This is a genomic window from Pseudomonas sp. M2, from assembly GCF_015751845.1.
Classification (GTDB): domain Bacteria; phylum Pseudomonadota; class Gammaproteobacteria; order Pseudomonadales; family Pseudomonadaceae; genus Aquipseudomonas; species Aquipseudomonas putida_E.
Map to the genome: position 1 here is coordinate 1,559,277 of NZ_JADOUD010000001.1, position 23,224 is coordinate 1,582,500.

Below are 23,224 nucleotides of genomic sequence, written 5' to 3' on the forward strand. Positions count from 1 at the left end.
CTTGCAGTTTCGGATAGGTCGCCCCAGATGAATATTGAATTCCGCCGACCGTTACTTAACCAAATGGTTATGCATTAGTACCTTTGGCTGGCGTGAACTAACCTTTGTCTTCATGTTTCAGGCTCAGGAGTGCACTTCATGGAATGGCGAAAAGGCCGTCGTAGCGACAATGTGGTCGATGCCCGTGGCCAAGGCGGCGGCGGTGGTGGCATGCGCTTTGGCGGCGGCAAGGGCCTGGGGCTCGGGGCCATCCTGCTGATCGTCGGCATCGGTTGGCTCACTGGCCAGGACCCGCTGCAGATCCTCGGCCAGCTCACTGGCCAGATGGAGCAGCAGCAAGCCCCAAGCGGTGCGGGCAACAAGGCCCCAGCGGCCAACGACGAGCAGGCCCAGTTCGTCGCCTCGATCCTGGGCGACACCGAAGACACCTGGAAGGCTCTGTTCTCGCAGGCTGGCAAGCAGTATCGCGACCCTAAGCTGGTGCTGTTCAGCGGCCAGGTGAATTCCGCCTGCGGCTTCGCTTCAGCGGCGGTGGGGCCGTTCTACTGCCCGGCCGACCAGCGGGTGTACCTGGACATGTCGTTCTTCCGTGAAATGGAAACCCGCTTCGCCGCCGCAGGCGACTTCGCCCAGGCCTACGTGATCGCCCACGAGATCGGCCACCACGTGCAAACCTTGCTTGGCGTGTCGGCCAAGGTCGATGCCGCGCGCCGTGCAGGCCAGCGCCTGGAGGGTGACAATGGCTTGCTGGTGCGCCAGGAATTGCAGGCCGACTGCCTGGCCGGGGTATGGGCTTACCAGGCGCAGCAACGCCTGAACTGGCTGGAGCCAGGGGATGTCGAGGAAGCGCTCAATGCTGCCAATGCCATCGGTGATGACCGACTGCAGCAAAAGGGCCAGGGGCGCGTGGTACCTGACTCCTTTACCCATGGCACCTCGGCGCAGCGGGTGCGTTGGTTCAAGGCCGGGTTTGCCCAGGGCGATGTGAACAGCTGCGACACGTTCAGTGCGCGAAGCCTTTGAAATTTCAAGGAGTCCCTGCGCGCGGCAAGCCCGCTGCCGCGCGTGGTGTTGCAATTGAGCTGAAAAAGCGTTTCAGCTTCCCCGCCATTTGCCGATAACCCCTGCACGATTCAGCGGGCATCCAGAACAACAACGCCTCGCGATCGAAAATTGATCAAGTGAGCGAAATCATTTCTGGAGAGCGTGCATGAACAGCTGGTTTGCCAACATCAGCGTCAACCTCAAACTCGGCCTGGGCTTCGGCCTGGTGCTGGTCCTCACCGGCCTGCTGGCCCTGACCGGCTGGAACAGCCTGGGCAGCCTCATCGACCGCAGCAACTGGATGGGGGACATCGGCAAGCTCAACAAAGACCTGACCGACCTGCGCGTGGCGCGCCTGCAATACATGATCGCCAATGGCGACGATGCTGCCGCAGCCAACACCCAGGCCAAGCTGGATGCCTTCAGCAAGCAGCAGCAATACCTGGTCAGTACTTTCAAGAGCCCGGAAAACGTCAAGCTGCTCAAAGAGCTGGGCCAGACCATCAGCGAGTACGAGGTTTCGCTGAACAAGATGCGTGCCGGCTACAAAGGCTCGCTGGCTGCACGTGACGCGATGAATGTATCGGCTGCCAAGGCCGACGCGGCCATGGATCTGCTCGGCGAGGACGTGATGGGCCGCCCCGAAGCCGATAGCGTGCGCCTGGCGCAATACCAACTGATCAGCAAGGCGCGCCAGCAACTGCTGCAAGTGCGAGTGGATGTGCGCGGTTACATTGCCGACAACTCTGCGGCCAACGAACAGGCCGCACTGCGCCAGCTGGAGTCGGCACTTGCCGAGATCGACAACCTGAAGCGTCAGCTGCCTGCCGAAGCCACGCGCGTGCAGCAGTTGGAGCAATCGATACAGGCCTACCGCGAGGCCGTGCGCCAGTTCCGCGATGCAGTCGCCGACATCACCACCGCCCGTGCAGAGATGACCGTGCAAGGCGGCGATATCGTCAAGCGCAGCGACGCGCTGTACAAGATCCAGATCGACCGCCGCGACGCCGAGAGCGCCCAGGCGCGCAGCCTGCAGACCATCGCCACGTTGCTGGCCCTGCTGGTCGGTGTACTGGCGGCGGTGCTGATCACCCGCCAGATCACCCGCCCGCTGCATGACACGCTGCAAGCGGTGGAGCGCATCGCTGGTGGCGACCTCACCCACGACCTGCGGGTTACCCGTCGCGACGAAATCGGCGTGCTGCAGCAGGGCATCGCCCGCATGGGCACCACCCTGCGCGAGCTCATCACCGGCATCCGCGACGGTGTCACGCAGATCGCCAGCGCCGCTGAGGAACTGTCGGCGGTCACCGAGCAGACCAGCGCTGGCGCAAACAGCCAGAAGGTCGAAACCGACCAGGTCGCTACCGCCATGCACGAAATGGCCGCGACCGTTCAGGAAGTGGCGCGCAATGCCGAGCAGGCTTCGCACGCAGCGACCGGCGCCGATGACGAAGCACGCGCAGGTGATCGCGTGGTCGGCGAAGCGATCAGCCAGATCGAACGCCTGGCCGAGGAAGTGCACCGCTCCACTGAAGCCATGAACCTGCTGCAGCAAGAAAGCCAGAAAATCGGCAGTGTCATGGATGTGATCAAGTCGGTAGCCGAACAGACCAACCTGCTGGCGCTCAACGCTGCCATCGAAGCCGCCCGTGCCGGTGAGGCTGGCCGTGGCTTTGCCGTGGTCGCCGACGAGGTACGTGGTTTGGCCCAGCGTACGCAGAAATCCACCGAAGAGATCGAAGAATTGGTGGCTGGCCTGCAACATGGCACCCAGCAAGTGGCCAACGCCATGCAAGGCAGCCGCACCCTGACCGACAGCAGTGTCGAACTGGCGCGCAAAGCCGGCACTTCGCTGGAAAACATCACCAGCACGGTGTCGAGCATCCAGTCGATGAACCAGCAGATTGCCGCGGCAGCCGAGCAGCAGAGCGCGGTGGCTGAGGAGATCAGCCGCAGCATCCTGAATGTGCGCGATGTGTCGGAGCAGACCGCAGCGGCCAGTGATGAGACCGCGGCGTCCAGTGTCGAGCTGGCGCGCCTGGGTGGGCACCTGCAGACGCTGGTCAGCCAGTTCCGCGTCTGACCTCGTGCTTTAGGGCCGCTTTGCGGCCCATTGTCGGCAAGCCGGCTCCATCAGGGATACGCAAGGCTCGAGGCTGCGCGATACCAGTAGGAGCCGGCTTGCCGGTGATGATGGTAGAGCTGACAGCCGATTATTTAACGACCATCCCCACCCCGCGCCCACGCGGATCCGAAGCCGTCTCAAGCTTCGCCCCGTTCACCCGGATCGCCTGGATATCCCCCATCTCCCAGCCCTGATCCTCCAGCACGTAACCCATCTTCTTCAGGTCGTCGGCTACCGGCCCGCTCAGCGGTGCGTAGCTGTCGAAGTAGATGGTGTCCTTGGGCAACAACTGGTGGTGCACACGCTGCGCCGCCACGGCCTTGTCCAGGGGCATGCCGTAGTCGTACAGGTTGTTCATTACCTGGAAGATCGAAGTGAAGATCCGCGAGCCGCCGGGCGTACCGATCACCAGTGCAACCTTGCCATCGCGGGTCATCAGGCTCGGGCTCATGGACGACAGCATGCGCTTGCCCGGCTCGATAGCGTTGGCATCACCGCCCACTACACCAAAGGCATTGGCTGCGCCCGGCTTGGCACTGAAGTCGTCCATTTCGTCGTTGAGCAAAAAGCCCGCGCCCTTGACCACCACACCACTGCCGTAGTCGAGGTTGAGGGTGTAGGTATTGCTGACCGCGTTACCCTGTTTGTCGACGATCGAGAAGTGCGTGGTCTGGTGCGGCTCCAGGCCCGGTTTGACATCGTCGGTCGCGGAAATGGCCTTCGGGTTGACCTGCGCGGCGCGCTTGGCCAGGTAATCCTTGGCGATCAGCTGGTCGACCGGCACCTTGGTGAAGGCCGGGTCGCCCAGGTAGTCGGCGCGGTCGGCGAACACGCGCTTCTCGATCTCGGCCAGCAGGTGAATGTATTGCGCCGAATTGTGCGCCACGCCTTTGAAATCAGCCGCACGGTCTTCCTTGATGCCCAGCAACTGGGCCAGTGCAACGCCGCCCGAGCTTGGCGGTGGCGCGGTGTAGACCACGTTGCCGCGCCAGCTCAGGGCCATGGGCTCACGCCAGACGGCCTTGTAGTCCTTGAGGTCTTCTTTGGTGATCAGGCCTTTGTCAGCCTGCATCTGCGCCACCAGCAGGTCGGCGGTCTTGCCCTGGTAGAACTCGCTCACGCCCTTGTCGGCAATACGTTCGAGGGTCTGGGCCATCTCTGGCTGCTTGAACAGCTCGCCCACCTTCATGGTGCCGAAATAGTCGTTGAAGTTGGTCGCGGTCTTGAACAGGCCCTGCGCGTCATTGCGATACTGGTACTGCTTTTCGGCAACCTTGAAGCCGTTTTTCGCATAGCCGATGGCGGGGGTCAGCAGCTCGCTCCAGGGCAGCTTGCCGAATTTCTCGTGCGCTTCCCACAGGCCCATCACCGTGCCGGGCACGCCGGCTGCGCGCACGCCGACCAGGCTGAGGTTCTCGATCACCTCGCCTTTTTCGTCCAGGTACATGTTGCGGGTCGCGGCCTTGGGCGCCACTTCCCGGTAGTCGAGGAAATACGGCTTGCCGTCGACGAACAGGGTCATGAAACCGCCGCCACCGATGTTGCCGGCCTCAGGGTAGGTCACCGCCAGAGTGAAGGCGGTAGCCACTGCTGCATCCACCGCGTTGCCACCTTTTTTCAGGATGTCGGCGGCTACCTGTGCGCCATATTGATCGGGCGCGGCCACCGCGCCACCCTCCAGGGTTACCGCATAGGCCGACGAACAGCTCAAGATCGCGGCGCCGAGGGCCATGGACTGGAACAGGACAATACGCATGACACTTCCTTGGTGTTGTTTTTGTTGATCACTCAGTAAGGCCGAAGCGTCTCGACTGTGCAATCACATGTAGGAAGTTTCGCCGCCCTTGGACAGGATTTGTCGCGTTCAGGCAACTCAGCAGGCGTACATCGCCAGTTTGCGCTGGATGAAGTCGAGGAAGCACTGGATGCGCAGGGCCAGTTGCGTGTTGCGGTAGTAAACAGCGTGGATCGGCTGGCGGTAGCCGTTGTTGGCCTCGCTCAGAATGACCTGCAGGCGGCCGGCGCGGATGTCCTCGTGGGTCATGAAGTGCGACAGGCTGACGATACCCTCCCCCGCCAGCGCCAACTGGCGCAGGGTCTCGCCGCTGGAGGCGATCAGCGCCGGGCGGATCGCCCAGCGGTCGCCCTGGGCATGGCGCAGCGGCCACTGGTTGAGTGACTCGGGCTGGCTGAAACCGAGCAGGCAGTGATGGTTCAGGTCTTCTACATGCTGCGGTGTACCGTGCCGCTCAAGGTACGCCGGACTTGCCAGTACCTGCACCGGGCTGCAGCCCAGCGAACGCGCGTGCAGGCTGGAGTCGGCCAGCTCACCGATGCGGATCGCCACGTCGGTGCTCTGCTCGAGCAGGTCGATGATCAGGTCATCGGTGTTCAGTTCCAACTCGATGTCGGGGTACTGGCTGCGAAATTCACCGATCCACGGCAAGATCGCGTGCAGCATGAACGGCGCTGCGGCGTTGATGCGCAGGCGCCCGGAAGGCGTCTGGCGGTTCATCGACAGGCGCTCTTCCATGTCATTCATCTGCTCGAGCACCAACCGTGAGCGTTCCAGGAAGAAGCGCCCTTCTTCGGTCAGGTCCATGCGCCGGGTGGTGCGATTGACCAGCGTAGTGCCCAGCTTTGCCTCCAGGCGCGACAATGTGCGGCTGACCGCCGAAGGGGTCTGCCCCAGTTGCTCGGCGGCAGCGGAAATCGAACCGCAGTCGATGACGGCGACGAATACCTGGAGTTCTTCGGATCGGGTTTTCACAGGATTGGCCTGACAATGATATGCCGTGATTGATAGCGGCTGATCGGCCTCTATGCAAGGGGGCGCGAAGCGGCACTATTGAAAGCCACTTACTGAGCCATGCCGAACACTTTATTCAGATGCGCCTCATAAGCTGCCAATGCAGCCGGCACATCCGGGCGCTTCATCACATCGACTGCCAGATAGGTCGGCAGGCCGGTCATGCCAAGAAACTCATTGGCCTTGTGGAACGGGAAATACACTGCATCCACCCCTTTGCCCTCAAAGAAATCGCTCGGGTCGTCGAAGGCCTGCTGCGGTGCGTTCCAGGTCAGCGACAGCATGTACTGCTTGCCCTGCACCAGACCGCCGCTGCCGTACTTCTGCGAAGCATCCGAGCGAGTCCGGCCGTCGTTGGCGTAGAGGCTGCCGTGGCCTGCTGTGAAGACTTCGTCGATGTATTTCTTCACGGTCCAGGGTGCGCCCATCCACCAGCCCGGCATCTGGTAGATCACCACATCGGCCCAGAGGAACTTCGCCACCTCTGCCTGCACGTCGTAGCCCGCGTCGATGAAGGTTTGCTGCACGTCGAAACCGGCTCGGTCGAGATGAGCAAGGGCGGCGTCGTGCAAAGTCTGGTTAAGGCGACCTTCGGAATGGGCGAATTGTTTACCGCCATTGAGCAGGAGAATCTTTTTCATGCTGACCTCAAGTCAAGAATCAATGGCCGGCAGATTAGCGATTCAGGGTCACGGGATACAGGGTGAGCGGGGCAAAATACAATTGACCATAAGTCACGAATACGAAGCTTATTATTGCCTTAGAATCGCTTCACCCTCCACCAACGAGTTGTGATCAATGAGCGAGCAATACGCCTTCATTCTCAAGGCAAAGACCCGTCCGGAAATGGCCGACGCCTTCGATACCCTGTTCCGTGCTTACGTTGAACCGAGCCGCAATGAGCCTGGCTGCATCGAATACCACATGCTGCGCGACAAGGAAGACCCGAGCCTGTTCGTATTCTTTGAGGTGTGGGCCAACAAAGCAGCGTTGGACGTGCATTCGGCCCTGCCGCATATGGTCGAGTTCTTCGAAAAACGTATGGACTACCTGGAGCGCGACTTCGATATCCAGCTGATCGAAATGCTCAGTGCGTCCTCCGCTAGCCGTTGATCAGCAGATGGCCGCCCAGCGCGGCCAGGCCGATGAAGAAGCACCGTTTGAACAGCTCGGCGCTGATGCGCTGCCGCAACCACTGGCCAGCCAGCATGCCCAGCAGCGCGGGCGCCAGCATCAGCAATGAAGCGCCCAGTGCCTGGCTGCCCAGGGCGTCTTGCCCGGCCAGCCCCAGGGCCAGCGCCACGGTCGAGACGGTGAACGACAGGCCCAATGCCTGGATCATTTCGTCTCGGCTCAGGCCAAGGCTCTGCAGGTAGGGCACTGCGGGCATCACGAATACACCCGTGGCGGCAGTCACGATGCCGGTCACCCCCCCGCACACTGGTCCCAGCCACCCTTCCCTGCCCGGCGCCAGCCGCAGGCCAGGCCCGATCAAGCCATACACCGCATACACCAGCAGCGCCGCGCCCAACGCGTGCGCCGCCCATGGGCCACTGTTGATCCCCAACCAGGCACTGCCGACCAGCGTGCCGATGAAAATCATGGCGAGCATCGGCCCAAGACGCCGCAGCAACGCCGACAGATGGCCGCCCGCCGCCAGTTGCCAGAGATTGGTGATGGTCGATGGCACGATCAGCAAGGCGGCAGCCTGCGCCGGAGGCATAGCCAGGCCCAAAAGCCCCATCGCAATGGTCGGCAGGCCCAGGCCGATCACGCCTTTTACCGCGCCAGCCAGCACGAAAGCCACGATTACCAGCAGGGACAAGGCCGGCCCGATATGTTGATAGAAAGCGATCAGGTTATTCATGACCACCATCATGGCGTGCACCGCAGTGGCTGAAAATCTGCCATATACTCACCCTGACTCTCGCCAGGACAGAGGCTGATGCATTTCGACCTGATTGATCTCACGCTGTTCCGGCACACCCTGGAGTGCGGCAACATCACGGCCGGGGCCCGCAGCAGCCACCTGTCGCTGCCTGCTGCCAGTGCGCGAATCCGCGCCATGGAAGCCTCACTCGGTACTGCGTTGCTGGAACGCAACCGCCGCGGTGTGCAACCGACCCCGGCTGGCCAGGCGCTGCTTCAGCATGCGCGGTTGATCGGCCAGCAGGTCGAACGCATGCAGTTCGACCTGGGCCAGTACGCTCAGGGGCAGCAGGGCCAGGTACGCCTGCTGTGCAACACGGCGGCGCTGACCGAATACCTGCCGGAGCTGCTGGCCGGGTATCTGGCCGACAACCCTGGCGTGAGCGTCGACGTGCAGGAAATGCCGAGCCTGAGGATCGTGCAGTCGATCACCCAAGGCATGGCCGACCTGGGCATCATCTCCACCGCTGCGCCCAGCACGCACCTGCAAACCCGACCGTTTCGAGACGACCCGCTAGCGCTGATCACACCGCGGGCTCACCCCCTCAGCTCGGAGCCTGCCCCAAGCTTCATCGACAGCCTTGCCCACGAGCATGTCGGGCTCGGTGCGAACAGCGCCCTGGCGTTGTATCTGGAGGAACAGGCCCTGCGCGAAGGTAGGCGCATGCGCGTACGGGTGCGCGCCGAAGGCTTTGACGGGGTGATCCGCATGGTTGCGGGTGGCGCCGGGGTTGGCGTGGTGCCGCTGGCGGCAGTGAAGCGCTGGGAAGGCCTGTTGCCGCTGCACTGGGTGGCGCTGCGCGAGGATTGGGCGAATCGCCGCTTGCGGCTGTGCGCACGGGATTTTGCGGCGTTGCCGGGCTATGCGGCCGGGTTGGTCGAACGGCTGGCAAAGGCTTGAACGCTCATCCCACACGCATGCGCATAGCGCAGTCAGGCACCTGAGCGTCGAGCCCAGGCAACTGCGGCTCGGCCAATGGCCCTATGGTGTCGAGTCATTCAGCCAGTCACCAGGAGTTGTGCCATGTCCGATTTCATTACCGTCCTGCGCGAAACCTGCCCGACGCCGGTCGTGGACGCCACCAAGTGGAAGCGCATCGGCGGCGATCCACACACCGTCAACCTCAATGCCTACCTGTCGGCCGACGGCAGCAAGATCATGGGCACCTGGATCTGCACACCGGGCAAATTCGAGGTCAACTACGAGAAGTGGGAGTTCTGCCACTTCCTCGATGGCTATTGCATCATCACCCCGGAAGGTGAAGAGCCCAAGCACCTGAAGGCGGGTGATGTGTTCGTGATCGAACCTGGGATGAAAGGGACTTGGGAAGTGGTTGAGACGGTACGCAAGTATTTCGTTTTCGCCTGATCCAACGTGTTGTTTGTTGTCCCCGGCGAAGGGCCTCAACAGACAAAAAAATCGCGGAGCAAGTGCCCTTCCCTCTGGTGCGCAGTTACAGAGGGAAGGCCGCCCGGCCCGCGATGAAGTCCACCTCGCTCGTCAATTCTTCTTGCGGTACCCCTCGACAATCGCCGAGAAATCTTTGCCACCCTCACCCCGCAGGCTCATTGCCTGATAGAGCTGCTGGGCCACAGCACCGAGAATCACTGGCTGATGCGCCTGACGCGCAGCCTCGGTAGCCAGCCCCAGGTCTTTGAGCATCAACTCGGCGCCAAACCCGCCGGTATAGCCGCGTGATGCCGGGGCGGTTTCGATGATGCCCGGCCACGGGTTGTAGGTGTCGGAACTCCAGCAACGCCCTGTCGAGCTGTTGATGATGCCCGCCAGCACCTTGGTATCGATGCCCAGCGCATTGCCTAGCGCCATGGCCTCGGACACGCCAATCATCGAGATGCCCAGCAACAGGTTGTTGCAGATCTTGGCGATCTGCCCGGTGCCGACCTCGCCGCAATGCACGATATTGCGGCCCATCTGCTCCAGCACCGGCTTGAGCGTGGCGAACAGTTCAGTGCTGGCGCCGACCATGAAGGTCAGTGTGCCGGCCGCCGCGCCGCCGGTGCCGCCGGAAACCGGCGCATCGCCCATGTCCACGCCTTTGGCCGCAGCGGCCTTGGACACCTCGCGCGCAGTCTGCGGATCAATGGTGCTGCAGTCCACGGTCGGTGTGCCCGGGCGCACGCCCGCCAGCACGCCGTCGTCGTTCAGGTAGACACTGCGCACATGGGTCGCGGCCGGCAGCATGGTGATCACCAGTTCGCTGCTGGCTGCCGCTTCCTTGGGCGAGGCGCTGACCTGCCCGCCCAGTTCGGCGAGCTCGGCCAGTACGGTCTTGTTCAGGTCGAACAGGTTCAGCTGGTGCCCGGCCTTGATCAGGTTGCGGGCCATGGGGGCGCCCATGTTGCCCAGGCCGATGAATGCGATACGCATGGCGATCTCCTTAGCGCAGGCTGATGGTGGTGTTCACACCGTCATTGACGCTGTCGTCATCGAACCAGCGGGCGGTAACGGTCTTGGTCTGAGTGTAGAACTGCACCACCTGCTTGCCGTACGGGCCAAGGTCACCGAGCTTGGAGCCACGCGAACCGGTGAAGCTGAAGAACGGCACCGGTACCGGGATCGGGATATTGATGCCGACCTGACCGATGTCGATTTCGCTCTGGAACTTGCGCGCCGCCGCGCCGCTCTGGGTGAACAGGCCGGTACCGTTGCCGAACGGGTTGGCATTGACCAGGGCGATGGCCTCGTCGAGGGTGTCTACTTCCAGGGTCACCAGTACCGGGCCGAAAATTTCCTGAGTGTAAACCTGCATGTCGGTCTTCACCCCGGAGAACAGCGTCGGGCCGACAAAGTTGCCTTGCTCGTAGCCCGGCACTTTCACGTCGCGACCGTCGAGTTCGAGCTTGGCGCCCTCCTTGATACCGCTCTCGATCAGGCCTAGTACGCGCTCCTTGGCGCGCTTGGAGACCACCGGGCCGACATCGGTGCCTGGCTCACTACCGGCGTTGACCTTGAGCTTGCTGGCCGCGTCCTTGATGTCCGGCAGCCATTCACGCGCCTTGCCCACCAGCACCGCCACCGAGGTGGCCATGCAGCGCTGACCCGCCGCGCCGAACGCTGCGCCGACCAGGGCGTTGATGGTTTGGGTGCGGTTGGCATCGGGCAGGACCACGGCGTGGTTCTTCGCGCCCATCATCGACTGCACGCGCTTGCCGTGCTGGCTGCCCAGGTTATACACATGTGTGCCGACTTCGGTGGAACCGACGAAGGAAATCGCCTTGATGTCCTTATGGGTGCAGATCGCATCCACTACCTGCTTGCCGCCGTGCACCACGTTCAGCACGCCGGCCGGCACGCCGGCTTCCAGCGCCAGCTCCACCAGCATCATGGTCGACAGCGGGTCCTGCTCGGACGGCTTGAGCACGAAGGTGTTACCGCAGACGATGGCCATCGGGAACATCCACAGAGGGATCATCGCCGGGAAGTTGAACGGAGTGATGCCGGCGCACACGCCGATGGGTTGGCGCAGAGTGTAGGTGTCGACACCGCCGGCGACGTTTTCGGCGAACTCGCCCATCTGCAAGGTGCCGATGGACGCGGCGTGCTCGACCACTTCCAGGCCACGGAAAATATCACCTTCGGCATCGGCAATGGTCTTGCCCTGCTCAGCGCTCAGGGTCTGGGCGATGCGCTTGCTGTGTTCGCGGATCAACGCCTGCAGCTTGAGCATGATGCGCATGCGTGCGCCGATCGGGGTGTCGCGCCAGGTCTTGAAGGCGCGCTCGGCAGCGGCCACGGCGGCATCCACTTCTTCGACGGTGGCGAACGGCACTCGCGCCAGCACCTGCTGGGTAGCCGGATTGACGATGTCGCGCCATTCGGTGGTTTTCGACTCGACCCACTGGCCGTCGATCAGCAGCTTGACCTGCTCGACCTTGGTCTGGTCGGGGGATTGGGGTGCGTTCATCTGCGTTCTCCTTGGAATTATTGTCAGGACGAGATCGCCAGCGCCGTGCAACCGCGAGGTGGCGTCATGGGGCTTTTTTCGAGTATAGATGTGCAAACATCCAACAAGAACGCACAAAAAAACCGGATCAACATGCAAAAAGACCTGACCTCTCTCAGTGCGCTGAACTGGGACGATCTGAAGTTCTTCCTCGAAGTAGCACGCACCCGCAAGGCCAGCAGCGCGGCCAAACGCCTGAGCGTGGACTACACCACGGTGTCGCGGCGCATCACTTCACTGGAAGGCGCGCTGGGCACGTTGCTGTTCGAAAAATCGCGGACCAATGGCTTTGTCCTGACCGCCGAGGGGCAGCGCTTGCTCGGTTATGCGGAGTCGATCGAAAGCACGCTGCACATGGCCTGCGAACAGGTGTCCGGTTCAGGTGTGGCGCTGTCGGGCCATGTGCGCATGGGCTGTACCGAAGGCTTCGGCAGCTTTTTCGTTACCCCACAGTTGAGCCATTTCGTCGATGCCTACCCGGCGATATCAGTGGATATCCTGCCGCTGCCACACTTCATCAGCCTCTCCAAACGCGAGGCGGACATCGTCATCGCCCTGGAGCGGCCCGAGCATGGGCCTTATGTGTGCTGCAAGCTGTGCGACTATCGGCTGCGGCTGTATGCGACCCAGGATTACCTGGACGACCATGCGCCGATCAACCAGGTCAGCGATCTGGTTGGCCATCCGTTCATCAGCTATGTGGATGACCTGGCGTTCAGCTCAGAGCTGCTGTACCTGGCCAACCTGATTCCCAACGCCAGCGCGCACCTTCGCAGTACCAGCGTGATTGCACAGTACACGGCGGCGTTGCAGGGGCGAGGGTTGGCGATCTTGCCGTGTTTCCTGGCGGCGCAGGATGCGCGATTGGTCACGGTGCTGCCTGAGCAGATCGAGGTGACGCGGCAATTCTGGATGTATTGCCGGGAGGATCTGCGCAAGTTGAAGCGCATTACCTTGCTGTGGGATTACATTCGTGGGGTGACGGAGGCGAATACGCCGTTGTTGATGGGGCAAACGCGTGAGATGCGTTTCGCTCAGGAGTAATGGGGCTGCTGTGCAGCCCATCGCCGGCAAGCCGGCCCCACGTTTTCCACTGCCTTCGAGGTAGTTGTGGAAGCACACCTTGGCCACACTTTGCGCCCGCTGCTCTGAGGTTCTGGCAGTCAGCTCAAAGGCCTCGTTGGCCGCGGCTCAACGATAGCGCAACGCCATCATTGCGGGGAGAGCGCCCTTTCGCGGCAAACGGCAGTTCCTACAGCAGTGCATCACACCTGTTCGAGCATCAGCCCGGAGATACGCCGTACCTTGCGTGCCACCGCTTCTTCGAAGATGCCCTGGCGTGGCTCGACCAGGCTGAAGCAATGCTTGGCCCGGGTTATACCGGTGTATACCAGCTCCTTGGTCAGCACGGGGTTGAGCGCATCGGGCAGTACCAGCGCGGTGTGGCTGAACTCAGAGCCCTGGGACTTGTGAACGGTCATGGCGAACACCGTTTCCACCTCGTTGAGCCGGCTGGGCAGCACGAAACGCACCCCGCCACTGCCGTCGTTGCGTGGGAAGGCCACGCGCAGCAAAGGCTCGCCCTGCTCGTCCGGCAAGCGCAGGGCGATGCCGATGTCACCGTTCATCAGGCCCAGGCCGTAGTCGTTGCGCGTCACCAGTACCGGGCGCCCTTCGTACCAAGGCTGCTGGCTGTCGATCAGCCCGGCGCTGTGCAGCACCCGCGCCACCCGCTCGTTAAGGCCTTCAACCCCCCAGGCACCCTTGCGCACCGCGCACAACAACTGGAAGTCCTCAAAGCTGCGCAGCACCTTGCCAGCCCACTGCTCCCAGTGCGGGTCGTCGAAAGCACTACCAGGCGCTGGACGATGGCGGCCAATGGTGCGCAGATAGCTACGATAGCCTTGTGGCCCCTCAGCGCTGCGGTTCAGACCGTCCAGTATCAGCCGATCAAAGGCGCGGTCGTGCTCGCCGCGCAGGGCCAGGCCGAATACATCGGCCGGGGGCATGGTCAACAGGTCTCGGGCCGCCTGGGCTTGCTGGCGGTTGACCAGGCGCGCCAGCTGGCCGATGCCGCTGCCTTCGCCAAAGCGGCGGGAAAAACGCAGCATCACCACCTGCTGGGCCAATGGGTTGCGTTGCGCGTCGCCGGCCTTCAGGCCACTGTCGGCCAGCGACTGACCGCCAATCTGCTCCAGCCATGCCTGGGTAGCGGGTGAGTAGCAGCCCTCTTCGGCATCCCGGCACAGGTCGCCGAGCACCGCGCCCGCCTCGACCGAGGCCAGCTGGTCCTTGTCCCCCAACAGGATCAACCGGGCTTTGGGTGGCAAGGCATTGAGCAGGTTGGCCATCATTTCGAGGTCGATCATCGACGCTTCATCCACCACCAGCACATCCAGCGGCAGCGGGTTGCCTGCATGGTGCCGGAAGTGCCGCGACCCCGGACGGCTGCCGAGCAGCCGGTGCACGGTGCTGACATCGGTAGGAATCTGCCCGCGGACATCGGCACTCACCTGCAAGCGCTCGACCTGTTGACCAATGGATTCGGTCAGGCGTGCTGCAGCCTTGCCGGTGGGCGCTGCGAGGCGAATGCGCAGAGGCCTGCCCTGCTCGACCGCAGGTGCCTGCAGCAAGGCCAGCAGGCGCACTACCGTGGTGGTCTTGCCGGTGCCCGGCCCCCCGGTGATGATGCTGAAGCCGGCGCGGGTGGCCAGGGCACAGGCCAGTTTCTGCCAATCGACCTGGCCTGCCAGAGCGCCTTCGTCGAACAACTGCGCCAGGCGTGCAGGCAGGTCCGCGGGCGTGGCCTCGTCCTGGCTCAGGCGCTGGCGCAGGGTTTCGTCTATCTGCCGCTCATAACTCCAGTAGCGGCGCAGGTAGAGGCGCTCGCCGCTGATCACCAATGGCCGGGCGTTATGACCAGGGGTATTGCCAGTTGCAACCAGGGGGCTGGCGGCAATGCGCTGGCGCCAGGTGTGCAGGTCGAGGTTGGCGAGCAATTGCGACGGTAGCAGCAGCGGGCCTGCCAAAGCATCGCCCTCCGGCGGCAGCGACAGGGCGAAATCCGGCTCGGCAAGGGTTTGCTGCAGGTCCAGGCAGACATGCCCGTGGCCCAGTTGATGGCTGGCCAACGCAGCGGCCAGCAGCAACAGCGGATCGCTGCCGGGTGCGAGCTCTTCCAGGAAGGACACGAAAGCCCGGTCCAAAGCCCGCAACCAGCCGCGCTCAACCCAGCGGTCGAGCAGTTGCAGCAGGTCTGCGCTGTTGCGTTGTGGCGCCAGCCTCAGCAAGTGCTCTGCGTTCAGTGGGGTAGGCAAGAGGTCATCAAGGGTGCGGCTCATGGCGCAGCTCCGGCGAACAGGTCCTGTTGTTGAGGCGCGTGAACGCCACGGAACAGCGCATCGAGCGCCTCGATCAACTCACGTGGCGGCTTGACGAAGTACACGCCGTGGCCGCTGCTGCTGGCTCCGCGCAAGAAGATGAACAGCGCACCGCTCACATGCAGGTCGTAATCGTAATCGGGCAGCCGTGCACGCAGCTGGCGATGCAGGGCCAGCAGATAAAGCACGTATTGCAAGTCGTAGCGGTGCTCCAGGATCGCCTTTTCCATGGCCAGCGTGTCATAGGCCTGGATATCCGGGCCAAGCCAGTTGGACTTGTAATCGGCCACGTAGTAGCGGCCATCGAGCTCGAACGCCAGGTCGATAAAGCCTTTGAACATGCCGTTGAGCAGTGTCGGCTGAGCAGCGGGGCGCGCTGCGCCTGGATGGGTGTGGCGGGCGACCAACCGGTCCAGTTGCTCTGCATCGACCTGATGACTGGCGAACCAGAACTCCATTTCTATCTGATAGTGCTGCAACTGCGCCAACGTCAGGCTCATGTCACGGGCCGGCAGTGGCTCGTTCAGCAGTTGCTGCAACCATTGGCTGAGCGTCGGGATCCAGCCGGTCCAGTCGCGCCGGTTGCAGCGCTGGCCGACGGTGCGCTCGATCAGTTTGGGGTTGGCAGCGACCTCGGCGAAGCCTTCGCGCCCGGCCCACTCAAGCAAACCATGGAGGAAGGTGCCGGGGTTCGGCCCGCGCGGGAAGCGGTGAATGTCGCCGCTGTCGGCGGGCACCTCTCGGGGCAGTTGAGCATCGATCCCCTCATCGTCGAGCAACTGCTGGGCCTGGGAACTGTCGCCCCCCAGTGTCTGTTCACCCACCCGCAAGGCGCTGTACGACGCGATCCACCAATGCTCCGCCGCTGCGCGACGAGGCTTGCGTGCAGGCAGCAGCTCGCGCTCGGCATGGGGCGATCGGTAGCGCTCTTCGTCTGCCTCCGGCAGGCCGGGGCAGGCAATGTGCGGGCAGCCTGCCTGCAAGCTCTGCAGCCAGTCCGCCAGTTGTTCCGGGCCCTGCAGTGGCACTCCGCCGCCAAGCAGATAGCCGAGCGCGGAACGGTGCAGCTGCGAGCTTTTCTGGTTACCGCGCTTGAGGTCGGCGACGCCCAGCCAGCATGCGTGCTGGGCACGTGTGAGGGCCACGTAGAGCAGGCGCAGGTCTTCAGCGAGACGTTCATCATCGGCCAGGGCAATCTGTACCGGGTCGGGGGTCAGGGTCATCTGCGCATTGCCCTGGCTGTCGTGCCAGGCCAGCGGCAGGCGGCTACCGTCGACCGGTTTGCTGGTGCAGATGAACGGCAGGTAGACCAAGGGGTATTCCAGGCCCTTGGACTTGTGGATGGTCACGACCTTGACCAGTTGTTCATCACTCTCCAGGCGAAGGATCTGGTCCTCACCGGCCTGCCCGGCATTGGCCAGGTGCTCGGCCAGATGGCGGATCAGCGCTTGTTCGCCGTCCAGTTCGCCCGCCGCTTGCTGCAGCAGCTCGGCAAGGTGCAGCAGGTTGGTCAACACCCGCTCGCCATCGCTGCGGGCAATGAGCGTACGCGGCAACTGGAAGTCGTGCAGCAGGTGCCGCAACATCGGCAGTACGCCCTGGCGCTGCCAAGTGTCGCGGTAGCGGCGAAAACGCATTACCCAGTCTTCCCAGACCCGCTCGTCCTGGTTCAGCTGGTCCAGTTCGGCCAGCGACAGGTCCAGGGTCAGGCTGGCCAAGGCGGCCTTGAGCAGGCGCTCGGAGTCCGGCTCGGCGCAGGCCTTGAGCCAGGCCAGCAAGTCATGCGCCTCCTGGGCGGCGAAAACCGAGTCCTTGTCGGACAGGTACACGCTGCGAACGTCACGGGCGGCAAGCTCGGCTCGCACCAGCTGCGCTTCATGGCCGTCGCGTACAAGGATGGCGATGTCAGAGGGCAGGCACGGGCGCAGCTCACCGTCAGCCTTGCTGAAACCGCTCTGGCCGCGCTGGGCACCGTTGAGCAGGGCGACGATGTGGCTGGCGCAACTGGCCGCCAGTTGCTGCCGGTACAGTGTGCTGGAGACGGGGTCGTCGCTTTCCAGTTGCCAGCACTGCAGGGCCGCGATGGCTTGGCCGTCGATCAGCAGGCGTTCGCTGCGCCCCTTGGCGCGCACCTCGATGAACGGCAACGGGTTGTCATCGTCTTCGCGGAACAGGAAGGCGCCCCGCCCTTGCTCACGGGCTTCAGCCTGCAGGAACACCTGGTTGACAGCGGCCACCATGGCCTCGCTGGAACGGTAGTTGGTGTCCAGGCTGTGCAGCCGCCCGGCGGTGGCGCGCCGCGCGGACAGGTAGGTGTAAATGTCGGCGCCCCGGAAGGCATAGATGGCCTGCTTGGGGTCGCCGATCATGAACAGGCCGGTTTCCTCACGATTTTCGCTGATGCGGTAGATGCGCTCGAAGATGCCGTATTGAACCGGGTCGGTATCCTGGAATTCGTCGATCAGGGCTACCGGGAACTGTTCGCGAATCAGGCCTGCCAATCTCTCGCCGGCTTCACTGGCCAACGCATGTTGCAGGCGCAGCAGCATGTCATCGAAGCCCATTTCGGCACGGCGGCGCTTTTCCACCTCGAAGCGCGCCGAAACCCAGGCAGCGGCGTGTTCGAGCAGGCGTGCATCGGGGCTTGCCAGAGCCTGCAGCTGTTGTGGCAGGTCTTGCATGGCGTGCAGCGCTGGGTGATCTGGAGGCTCACCGACCTTCCAGGCTTCGGCCATGCCTGCTGGAGTCAGGCGCGTAAAGCCAGTCCCAAGGTCAAGTTCCACTATCTGCTCATCAGCAGCCCAGGCGCGTAACTTGTCGAACCAGGGTTCGAAGAAGCGCGCCTGCAGCTTGCGGCCATCGGCCTGCTTGGCGGCGACGGCGTCCCGGCAGATCTGTTGCAACTGCTCGACCCATTGCGCCCATGGGGCTTTAAGCTGGTGCAACTGATCGGCGCGCTGCAGCAGCGCTGCATCAATCAGCGCTTGCGGTTCCTGCTCATCCTGCTGCGCACGCACGCGACCAAACAGGGGGCGGATCCTGGGCAACAGTGCATCGGGGCTGCCCCAATGGCTACGCACCCAGCCCAGGGCCTCGCCGTGCATGCCGTAGCAGAACCGCCGCCAGTAGTCGCGCATGACCTGGCCAAGCAGGTCGCTGTGGTCGGTTTCCAGGCTCTGGGTGAACAGGCTGCCGCTGTCGAAGGCATGCTCGCGAAGCATGCGCTGGCACCAGCCATGAATGGTCGAGACTGCCGCTTCGTCCATCCACTGTACGGCGATCTCCAGGCGGTTGGCGCAGCGCGGCCAGTGCTCGGGTGGGTAATCGTCACGTAGCTGGTGCAGCAGCGGGTCGGCTTCCTGTAACTCGCCGCGAAAGAAGCGTGCAGCTTCGGCCAGGCGCGCGCGAATACGCTCGCGCAGTTCCTTGGTGGCCGCATCGGTGAAGGTCACCACGAGGATCTGCGGTGGCAACAACTCGCGGCCAAAAGCGCACTCACCGCCATGGCCGAGGATCAGCCGCAGATAAAGCGCCGAAATCGTGAACGTCTTGCCGGTACCGGCACTGGCTTCGATCAGTTGGCTGCCGTGCAGGGGGAAACTCAGTGCCAGGGGACGGACCTGGGTCATGCGCCACTCTCCGGGTTGCCCAGCGTCTGCCAGGCTGCGCTGAATAACGGGCGGTACAGGGTTTCGCACCAGCCTTCAAAAGTTTCGTCGGCACTGAGTGCGGCGAAGTCACGGAACTGTCGGGCCAGGGCCAGGCTTTCGCTGCGCTCACCGAAACTGGTGCGGCCATCACCTTCGTAAGCACGGGCAGCTGCGGCGAGGGCTTTGTCAGGATCGTCCTGGGCCAGCCAGGCGAACGCTGTCTTGGCGGCGACCGGCAGCGGCGCATTCATTGCGGCCTGGCGTGACACCAGCAGATGGCCGAGCTGCTCGGCAGCTTCGTGTTGTGGCAGTGGCGCGAGCAGCAGGGTGATGTCGCTGGCCAACAGGGCGCTATGCAGCGGATAGCCTTCGGCGCACGCCGCCAGGTGCATGACCCAACTGGCGATCAGCCGGTGCCACTTGAGGCTGTGACGCCCGGCGCTGATGGTGTTGGGCACCGTGGTGATGCTCAACAGGCTTTGGTCATCGGCCTGATACACCCGGCCAAGCCAACCCTCCAGGCGATGGCTGCCATGCTCGAAATGGATCGGCAGTGCGCCCTCGACCACGTTGGGCCAGCGCTGCAACAATTGGCGATGGCGTTGCAGCAGATCGGGCAGCGGCTGGATCAGCTCTGCCTGCAGAAGCTCGCCGAACCCGGCCAACGGCAGCATGCCGCACGCCTGCAGCCGGCGCGCCTGGGCTTGCAGCGCCTGCTCGGCGTTTTCCGGCTCGGCCAGCGCCGCGCCGAGCAGGCTTTCACTGGCGCTATAGCGCTGCAAGGCATCGAGGACAAACGGCTCCTCATCCGGCGTCGGCGCCTCCAGCGCCTCGAAGAACACTTTCAGGCGCTGGCTGAAGAAGTGACGCACCGGATGACGCAGAAAGTCCTGCAGTTGCGTAAGGGCCAGGGCTTCATCGCTGCTGTAAGCCGGCAGGCCAACATCCGCCTGTTTAGCCTCATCGCAGACTTGGTGCAGCAGCTGCCATTCATGGGCATAACTGAACAACGCGCTGCCTTTCTGGAAATAACGCGGGCTGAAGGGCTGCAGCGGGTGCTCTTGAGTCAACGCATGCAACAACTGCTCGCCCGCTTGCTGGCTGTCGCTGCCACCGGCCAGCCGCCAACCTGCCGCCAGGTGATCGCGCAGTTGGCCTATGAGCACGGATGCCGGGCGCTCGCTATTATCGCGGATGCTCCGGCCGACCCAGCTGATGTACAGCTGATCGCGCGCGGACAACAACGCTTCGAGCAGCAGGTAACGGTCATCCTCCCGACGCGAGCGGTCGCCGGGGCGGTAGTCACTGGCCATCAGGTCGAAGTCCAGCGGCTGCTGGGCGCGCGGGTAATCGCCATCGTTCATGCCAAGCAGGCAGACCACTCTAAACGGGATGGCACGCATCGGCATGAGGGTGCAGAAGTTTACCGAACCTGCAAGAAAACGCTGGGACAGCTTGCCCTGATCCAGGCCCGACAACCACGCCTCGCGTATGACCGTGAGGGGCAACAAGTCCTGCAAGCCTACGGTCTCGCACACCTGTAACCAGCTATCGCGCAGCTCCTGCAGTTGCATGAGCAGGAATTCGTCGTGCTCGCCTTCTGCCAGGAAGAACACTTGCAACAGCGCGTTCAGTCGCTCGCCCCACTGGGCCGCAGTGGCTGGCTGAGAGAGGGCATGGTTGGCCACATCGAGGGCGTCGAGCAAGGCCACCAACGGGCCGATCAGCGCAGCATCCAAGCCGCCGATTTCGTCGTAAGGTTCGATACCGTCACAGCCCTCCCCCATACCCACGGCATAACCCAACAGCATACGCCGCAGGCCGAACCGCCAGCTGTTCTGCTCCAGCCCTTCGGGCAGGCCCAGGGACGCTCGCTGCTCGGCATTGAGCCCCCAACGGATACCGGCGCCCTCGATCCAGCGGTGCAGCGTGGGCAGGTCGCTTTCGCGGATCCCGAAACGCGCTCGTACAGCCGGTACGTCCAGCAGATCGAGCACTTCGCTGACGGCGAAACGGCTGTCTGGCAGCTTGAGCAGATGCTCCAGGGCAATCAACAATGGATCACGCCCGCGCTGGCCCTGATCGGTCAGGGTGAAGGGTATGTAACGCGGGTCGTTGCGCTGTAGCTGGCCGAAAACGGCACGGATATGCGGTGCATAGTTGTCGATTGCCGGGAGCATGACAATGATGTCACGCGGGCGCAGGGTGGGGTCGGCACTGAAGCGGGCCAACAATTGGTCGTGCAGGATCTCTACTTCGCGTTGTGGGCTGTGGGCGATGTGGAAGCGCACGGAGCGGTCTTGCGCCAGATCGACCTCAGGCCACAGCTCACGGGTTTCAGCAAGCGGGCGCAGTTCGAGGATATCGTCCTGCAGCTGCTTGAGCAGTGTTGCCGGCTCGCTTTCGCTGAACAGGTCGATGCGTCCATCGCTGAATGCGCCCTGGTAGCTGCCTGGGTCATCATAACTGTCGAGCAGGTTGATGTAGTCGCGGCCCTGTTTGCCCCAGGCGGCCAGCAAGGGGTGGGCGTGCTGGTGCAAGGACTCGTCATCCAACTGCACGGGCATGCCCTGCTTGCGCTGCTGGCGCTTGTACTGGTGGCGCAGCAGGTCCTTGTCGGCGACGATGTCCGCCCAGTGATGGCGACAAGGGTTGTGCACACACAGTAATACCTGGCTGAACCGCGCAAGACCTGCCAGTGCCTCCAACGCTTGGGCAGGCAGCGATGAGATACCGAATACGATTACCCGTGAAGGCAGACCCGCAGGGGGTTGCTCAAGGCTGTTGATCCGCTCGATGAATCGCTGGTGCACCCCTGCACGGCTCTGGGCCATGCCTTGTTCACCTACATCCTCGAGCAAGGCCCGCCACAGCTCGGCCTGCCAGCGGTTGCCAGGTGCCAGGGGTTGGCGTTCGCCACGGGCCGTATTGAGGACGTGCTGGCCGGCAGCCCAATCCTTGAGCCAGTCGGCACGATAGACCTGATACTGGTCGAACAGGTCAGCCAGGCGCTCTGCCAGCTGATAGCGTTTGCGTAGATCACCGTCGTCGGTGAGGAAGCGTCGCAACGGTTCGAAATGCGTGCGCTCGATCAGCGCTGGCAGCAAACGCATGAGTCGCCAGGTCAGCGGGGCCTTGTCGAGCAAGGAAACCTCTGGAATCTCGTCACGCCCGAGGACTTTTCTGTACAGCTGCCACATGAAGCTGCCCGGCAACTGCACTTCGATGGCAGCAGCGATCCCACAACCACCCTGGTCATCTTCGAGCGGGTCCTCGGCCAAGGCCAGCTTGAGCCACTGGGCGATGCCATTGCTTTGTACCAGGGCGATTTCGTTTTCCAGGGGGGCCAGCGGATAGCGCCGCATCCAGCTCACCACCAGGCTGCGCAAGTCGTCCAGGCGATTGCCGTGCACGATCATGAAGCCGGGATGGAGTGAAGTCGGGTTGGCCATTGATGGTTCTCTGGAAGGCAGTTCGGGCTGATGGGGAACGATATCACGGCTAGCCGCCGAGTCCGGGATCTGTAAAAGCCAGAAAAGACAAAACCCCTACCTGCTCGCGCAGATAGGGGTTTTGCGAAATGAATCTTGACGATGACCTACTCTCACATGGGGAAACCCCACACTACCATCGGCGATGCATCGTTTCACTACTGAGTTCGGGATGGGATCAGGTGGTTCCAATGCTCTATGGTCGTCAAGAAATTCTGTAGCCAGAATGTCCAGATGGACAGCCCAGCGAATTCGGATATGCGATAGTTGTGATGTTGCGAACTTTCGGTTCTTTCGTCTTCACCACCACAATCTGCAGAAGCAAATTGCTTGGGTGTTATATGGTCAAGCCTCACGGGCAATTAGTATTGGTTAGCTCAACGCCTCACAGCGCTTACACACCCAACCTATCAACGTCGTAGTCTTCGACGGCCCTTTAGGGGATTCAAGATCCCAGTGAGATCTCATCTTGAGGCAAGTTTCCCGCTTAGATGCTTTCAGCGGTTATCTCTTCCGAACATAGCTACCCGGCAATGCCACTGGCGTGACAACCGGAACACCAGAGGTTCGTCCACTCCGGTCCTCTCGTACTAGGAGCAGCCCCTCTCAAATCTCAAACGTCCACGGCAGATAGGGACCGAACTGTCTCACGACGTTCTAAACCCAGCTCGCGTACCACTTTAAATGGCGAACAGCCATACCCTTGGGACCGGCTTCAGCCCCAGGATGTGATGAGCCGACATCGAGGTGCCAAACACCGCCGTCGATATGAACTCTTGGGCGGTATCAGCCTGTTATCCCCGGAGTACCTTTTATCCGTTGAGCGAT

General features: G+C 62.8%; 15 protein-coding genes and 2 rRNA genes (1 of these 17 running past the window's edge). 6 read left to right on the forward strand and 11 right to left on the reverse strand.

What is annotated here, in order from left to right; translation table 11 throughout:
- Positions 1 to 138 precede the first annotated feature (138 nt).
- Both IWW33_RS07355 and IWW33_RS07360 read left to right on the forward strand, forming a co-directional pair.
- Entirely contained in the window at positions 139 to 1,023 is an 885-nt protein-coding gene (locus tag IWW33_RS07355; protein ID WP_046784707.1) for a neutral zinc metallopeptidase, read from the forward strand.
- Positions 1,024 to 1,210: 187 nt separating this feature from the next.
- Complete coding sequence (locus IWW33_RS07360; RefSeq protein WP_174142291.1) at positions 1,211 to 3,130, forward strand: methyl-accepting chemotaxis protein; 1,920 nt, start codon at positions 1,211 to 1,213, stop codon at positions 3,128 to 3,130.
- A gap of 130 nt (positions 3,131 to 3,260) precedes the next feature.
- Here the strand turns inward: IWW33_RS07360 and ggt are convergent, their stop codons facing one another.
- The 3 genes from ggt to IWW33_RS07375 all read right to left on the reverse strand — a co-directional run bounded on the left by ggt (position 3,261) and on the right by IWW33_RS07375 (position 6,622).
- Entirely contained in the window at positions 3,261 to 4,928 is a 1,668-nt protein-coding gene (gene ggt, locus IWW33_RS07365) for a gamma-glutamyltransferase (protein WP_046784705.1), read from the reverse strand.
- Between the two features lie 117 nt (positions 4,929 to 5,045).
- Positions 5,046 to 5,942 carry a LysR family transcriptional regulator gene (locus tag IWW33_RS07370; protein WP_115273567.1) on the reverse strand — a complete coding sequence of 299 codons (897 nt, stop codon included), beginning with the start codon at positions 5,940 to 5,942 and terminating at the stop codon, positions 5,046 to 5,048.
- 89 nt (positions 5,943 to 6,031) lie between these two features.
- On the reverse strand, positions 6,032 to 6,622 hold the full coding sequence (locus IWW33_RS07375) for an NAD(P)H-dependent oxidoreductase (RefSeq protein WP_046784703.1): 591 nt from the start codon (positions 6,620 to 6,622) through the stop codon (positions 6,032 to 6,034).
- A 157-nt stretch (positions 6,623 to 6,779) separates the two neighbouring features.
- Here IWW33_RS07375 and IWW33_RS07380 point away from each other — a divergent pair, with 157 nt between their 5' ends.
- Positions 6,780 to 7,094 (forward strand): putative quinol monooxygenase, encoded by a 315-nt coding sequence (locus tag IWW33_RS07380; protein ID WP_046784702.1) that lies wholly within the window; start codon positions 6,780 to 6,782, stop codon positions 7,092 to 7,094.
- Here the strand turns inward: IWW33_RS07380 and IWW33_RS07385 are convergent.
- Complete coding sequence (locus tag IWW33_RS07385; protein ID WP_174142290.1) at positions 7,084 to 7,848, reverse strand: sulfite exporter TauE/SafE family protein; 765 nt, start codon at positions 7,846 to 7,848, stop codon at positions 7,084 to 7,086. The two genes, IWW33_RS07380 and IWW33_RS07385, sit on opposite strands and share 11 nt — an antisense overlap.
- A 78-nt stretch (positions 7,849 to 7,926) precedes the next feature.
- On the opposite strand from IWW33_RS07385, the gene IWW33_RS07390 reads away from it, so the two are divergent.
- Positions 7,927 to 8,811 (forward strand): LysR family transcriptional regulator, encoded by an 885-nt coding sequence (locus IWW33_RS07390; RefSeq protein ID WP_174142289.1) that lies wholly within the window; start codon positions 7,927 to 7,929, stop codon positions 8,809 to 8,811.
- A 123-nt stretch (positions 8,812 to 8,934) separates the two neighbouring features.
- The gene (locus IWW33_RS07395; RefSeq protein ID WP_003258412.1) at positions 8,935 to 9,279 is read left to right on the forward strand and encodes a cupin domain-containing protein; all 345 of its coding nucleotides are present in this window, start codon (positions 8,935 to 8,937) and stop codon (positions 9,277 to 9,279) included.
- Between the two features lie 132 nt (positions 9,280 to 9,411).
- On the opposite strand, the gene mmsB is transcribed toward IWW33_RS07395, so the two are convergent.
- Positions 9,412 to 10,299 (reverse strand): 3-hydroxyisobutyrate dehydrogenase, encoded by an 888-nt coding sequence (gene mmsB, locus IWW33_RS07400; protein ID WP_174142287.1) that lies wholly within the window; start codon positions 10,297 to 10,299, stop codon positions 9,412 to 9,414.
- A 10-nt stretch (positions 10,300 to 10,309) separates the two neighbouring features.
- The gene (locus IWW33_RS07405; protein WP_115273564.1) at positions 10,310 to 11,836 is read right to left on the reverse strand and encodes a CoA-acylating methylmalonate-semialdehyde dehydrogenase; all 1,527 of its coding nucleotides are present in this window, start codon (positions 11,834 to 11,836) and stop codon (positions 10,310 to 10,312) included.
- Between the two features lie 132 nt (positions 11,837 to 11,968).
- Between IWW33_RS07405 and IWW33_RS07410 the strand changes: the two genes are divergently transcribed.
- A complete protein-coding gene (locus tag IWW33_RS07410; protein ID WP_174142286.1) occupies positions 11,969 to 12,919 on the forward strand; it encodes a LysR family transcriptional regulator in 951 nt (316 codons plus the stop codon).
- Between the two features lie 221 nt (positions 12,920 to 13,140).
- Here IWW33_RS07410 and recD read toward each other — a convergent pair whose 3' ends face one another.
- From recD to IWW33_RS07435, 5 genes are all read right to left on the reverse strand, one after another.
- Positions 13,141 to 15,216, reverse strand: a complete 2,076-nt coding sequence (gene recD, locus IWW33_RS07415; protein ID WP_174142285.1) for an exodeoxyribonuclease V subunit alpha — start codon at positions 15,214 to 15,216, stop codon at positions 13,141 to 13,143.
- Entirely contained in the window at positions 15,213 to 18,884 is a 3,672-nt protein-coding gene (gene recB / locus IWW33_RS07420) for an exodeoxyribonuclease V subunit beta (protein WP_196914260.1), read from the reverse strand. Before recB ends, recD begins: the two co-directional genes overlap by 4 nt.
- The gene (gene recC / locus IWW33_RS07425; protein WP_174142283.1) at positions 18,881 to 22,357 is read right to left on the reverse strand and encodes an exodeoxyribonuclease V subunit gamma; all 3,477 of its coding nucleotides are present in this window, start codon (positions 22,355 to 22,357) and stop codon (positions 18,881 to 18,883) included. Before recC ends, recB begins: the two co-directional genes overlap by 4 nt.
- A 133-nt stretch (positions 22,358 to 22,490) precedes the next feature.
- Positions 22,491 to 22,606, reverse strand: a 5S ribosomal RNA gene (rrf, locus tag IWW33_RS07430).
- Positions 22,607 to 22,737: 131 nt separating this feature from the next.
- Positions 22,738 to 23,224, reverse strand: a 23S ribosomal RNA gene (locus IWW33_RS07435); it runs 2,405 nt beyond the window's last position.

What these genes read in the sequence shown, in the direction of transcription:
- IWW33_RS07355 (WP_046784707.1), top strand. Translation starts at nt 139, where the DNA reads ATGGAATGGCGAAAAGGCCGTCGTAGCGACAATGTGGTCGATGCCCGT.
- IWW33_RS07360 (WP_174142291.1), top strand. Translation starts at nt 1,211, where the DNA reads ATGAACAGCTGGTTTGCCAACATCAGCGTCAACCTCAAACTCGGCCTG.
- ggt (WP_046784705.1), bottom strand. Translation starts at nt 4,928, where the DNA reads ATGCGTATTGTCCTGTTCCAGTCCATGGCCCTCGGCGCCGCGATCTTG.
- IWW33_RS07375 (WP_046784703.1), bottom strand. Translation starts at nt 6,622, where the DNA reads ATGAAAAAGATTCTCCTGCTCAATGGCGGTAAACAATTCGCCCATTCC.
- IWW33_RS07380 (WP_046784702.1), top strand. Translation starts at nt 6,780, where the DNA reads ATGAGCGAGCAATACGCCTTCATTCTCAAGGCAAAGACCCGTCCGGAA.
- IWW33_RS07385 (WP_174142290.1), bottom strand. Translation starts at nt 7,848, where the DNA reads ATGAATAACCTGATCGCTTTCTATCAACATATCGGGCCGGCCTTGTCC.
- IWW33_RS07390 (WP_174142289.1), top strand. Translation starts at nt 7,927, where the DNA reads ATGCATTTCGACCTGATTGATCTCACGCTGTTCCGGCACACCCTGGAG.
- IWW33_RS07395 (WP_003258412.1), top strand. Translation starts at nt 8,935, where the DNA reads ATGTCCGATTTCATTACCGTCCTGCGCGAAACCTGCCCGACGCCGGTC.
- mmsB (WP_174142287.1), bottom strand. Translation starts at nt 10,299, where the DNA reads ATGCGTATCGCATTCATCGGCCTGGGCAACATGGGCGCCCCCATGGCC.
- IWW33_RS07405 (WP_115273564.1), bottom strand. Translation starts at nt 11,836, where the DNA reads ATGAACGCACCCCAATCCCCCGACCAGACCAAGGTCGAGCAGGTCAAG.
- IWW33_RS07410 (WP_174142286.1), top strand. Translation starts at nt 11,969, where the DNA reads ATGCAAAAAGACCTGACCTCTCTCAGTGCGCTGAACTGGGACGATCTG.
- recD (WP_174142285.1), bottom strand. Translation starts at nt 15,216, where the DNA reads ATGAGCCGCACCCTTGATGACCTCTTGCCTACCCCACTGAACGCAGAG.
- recB (WP_196914260.1), bottom strand. Translation starts at nt 18,884, where the DNA reads ATGACCCAGGTCCGTCCCCTGGCACTGAGTTTCCCCCTGCACGGCAGC.
- recC (WP_174142283.1), bottom strand. Translation starts at nt 22,357, where the DNA reads ATGGCCAACCCGACTTCACTCCATCCCGGCTTCATGATCGTGCACGGC.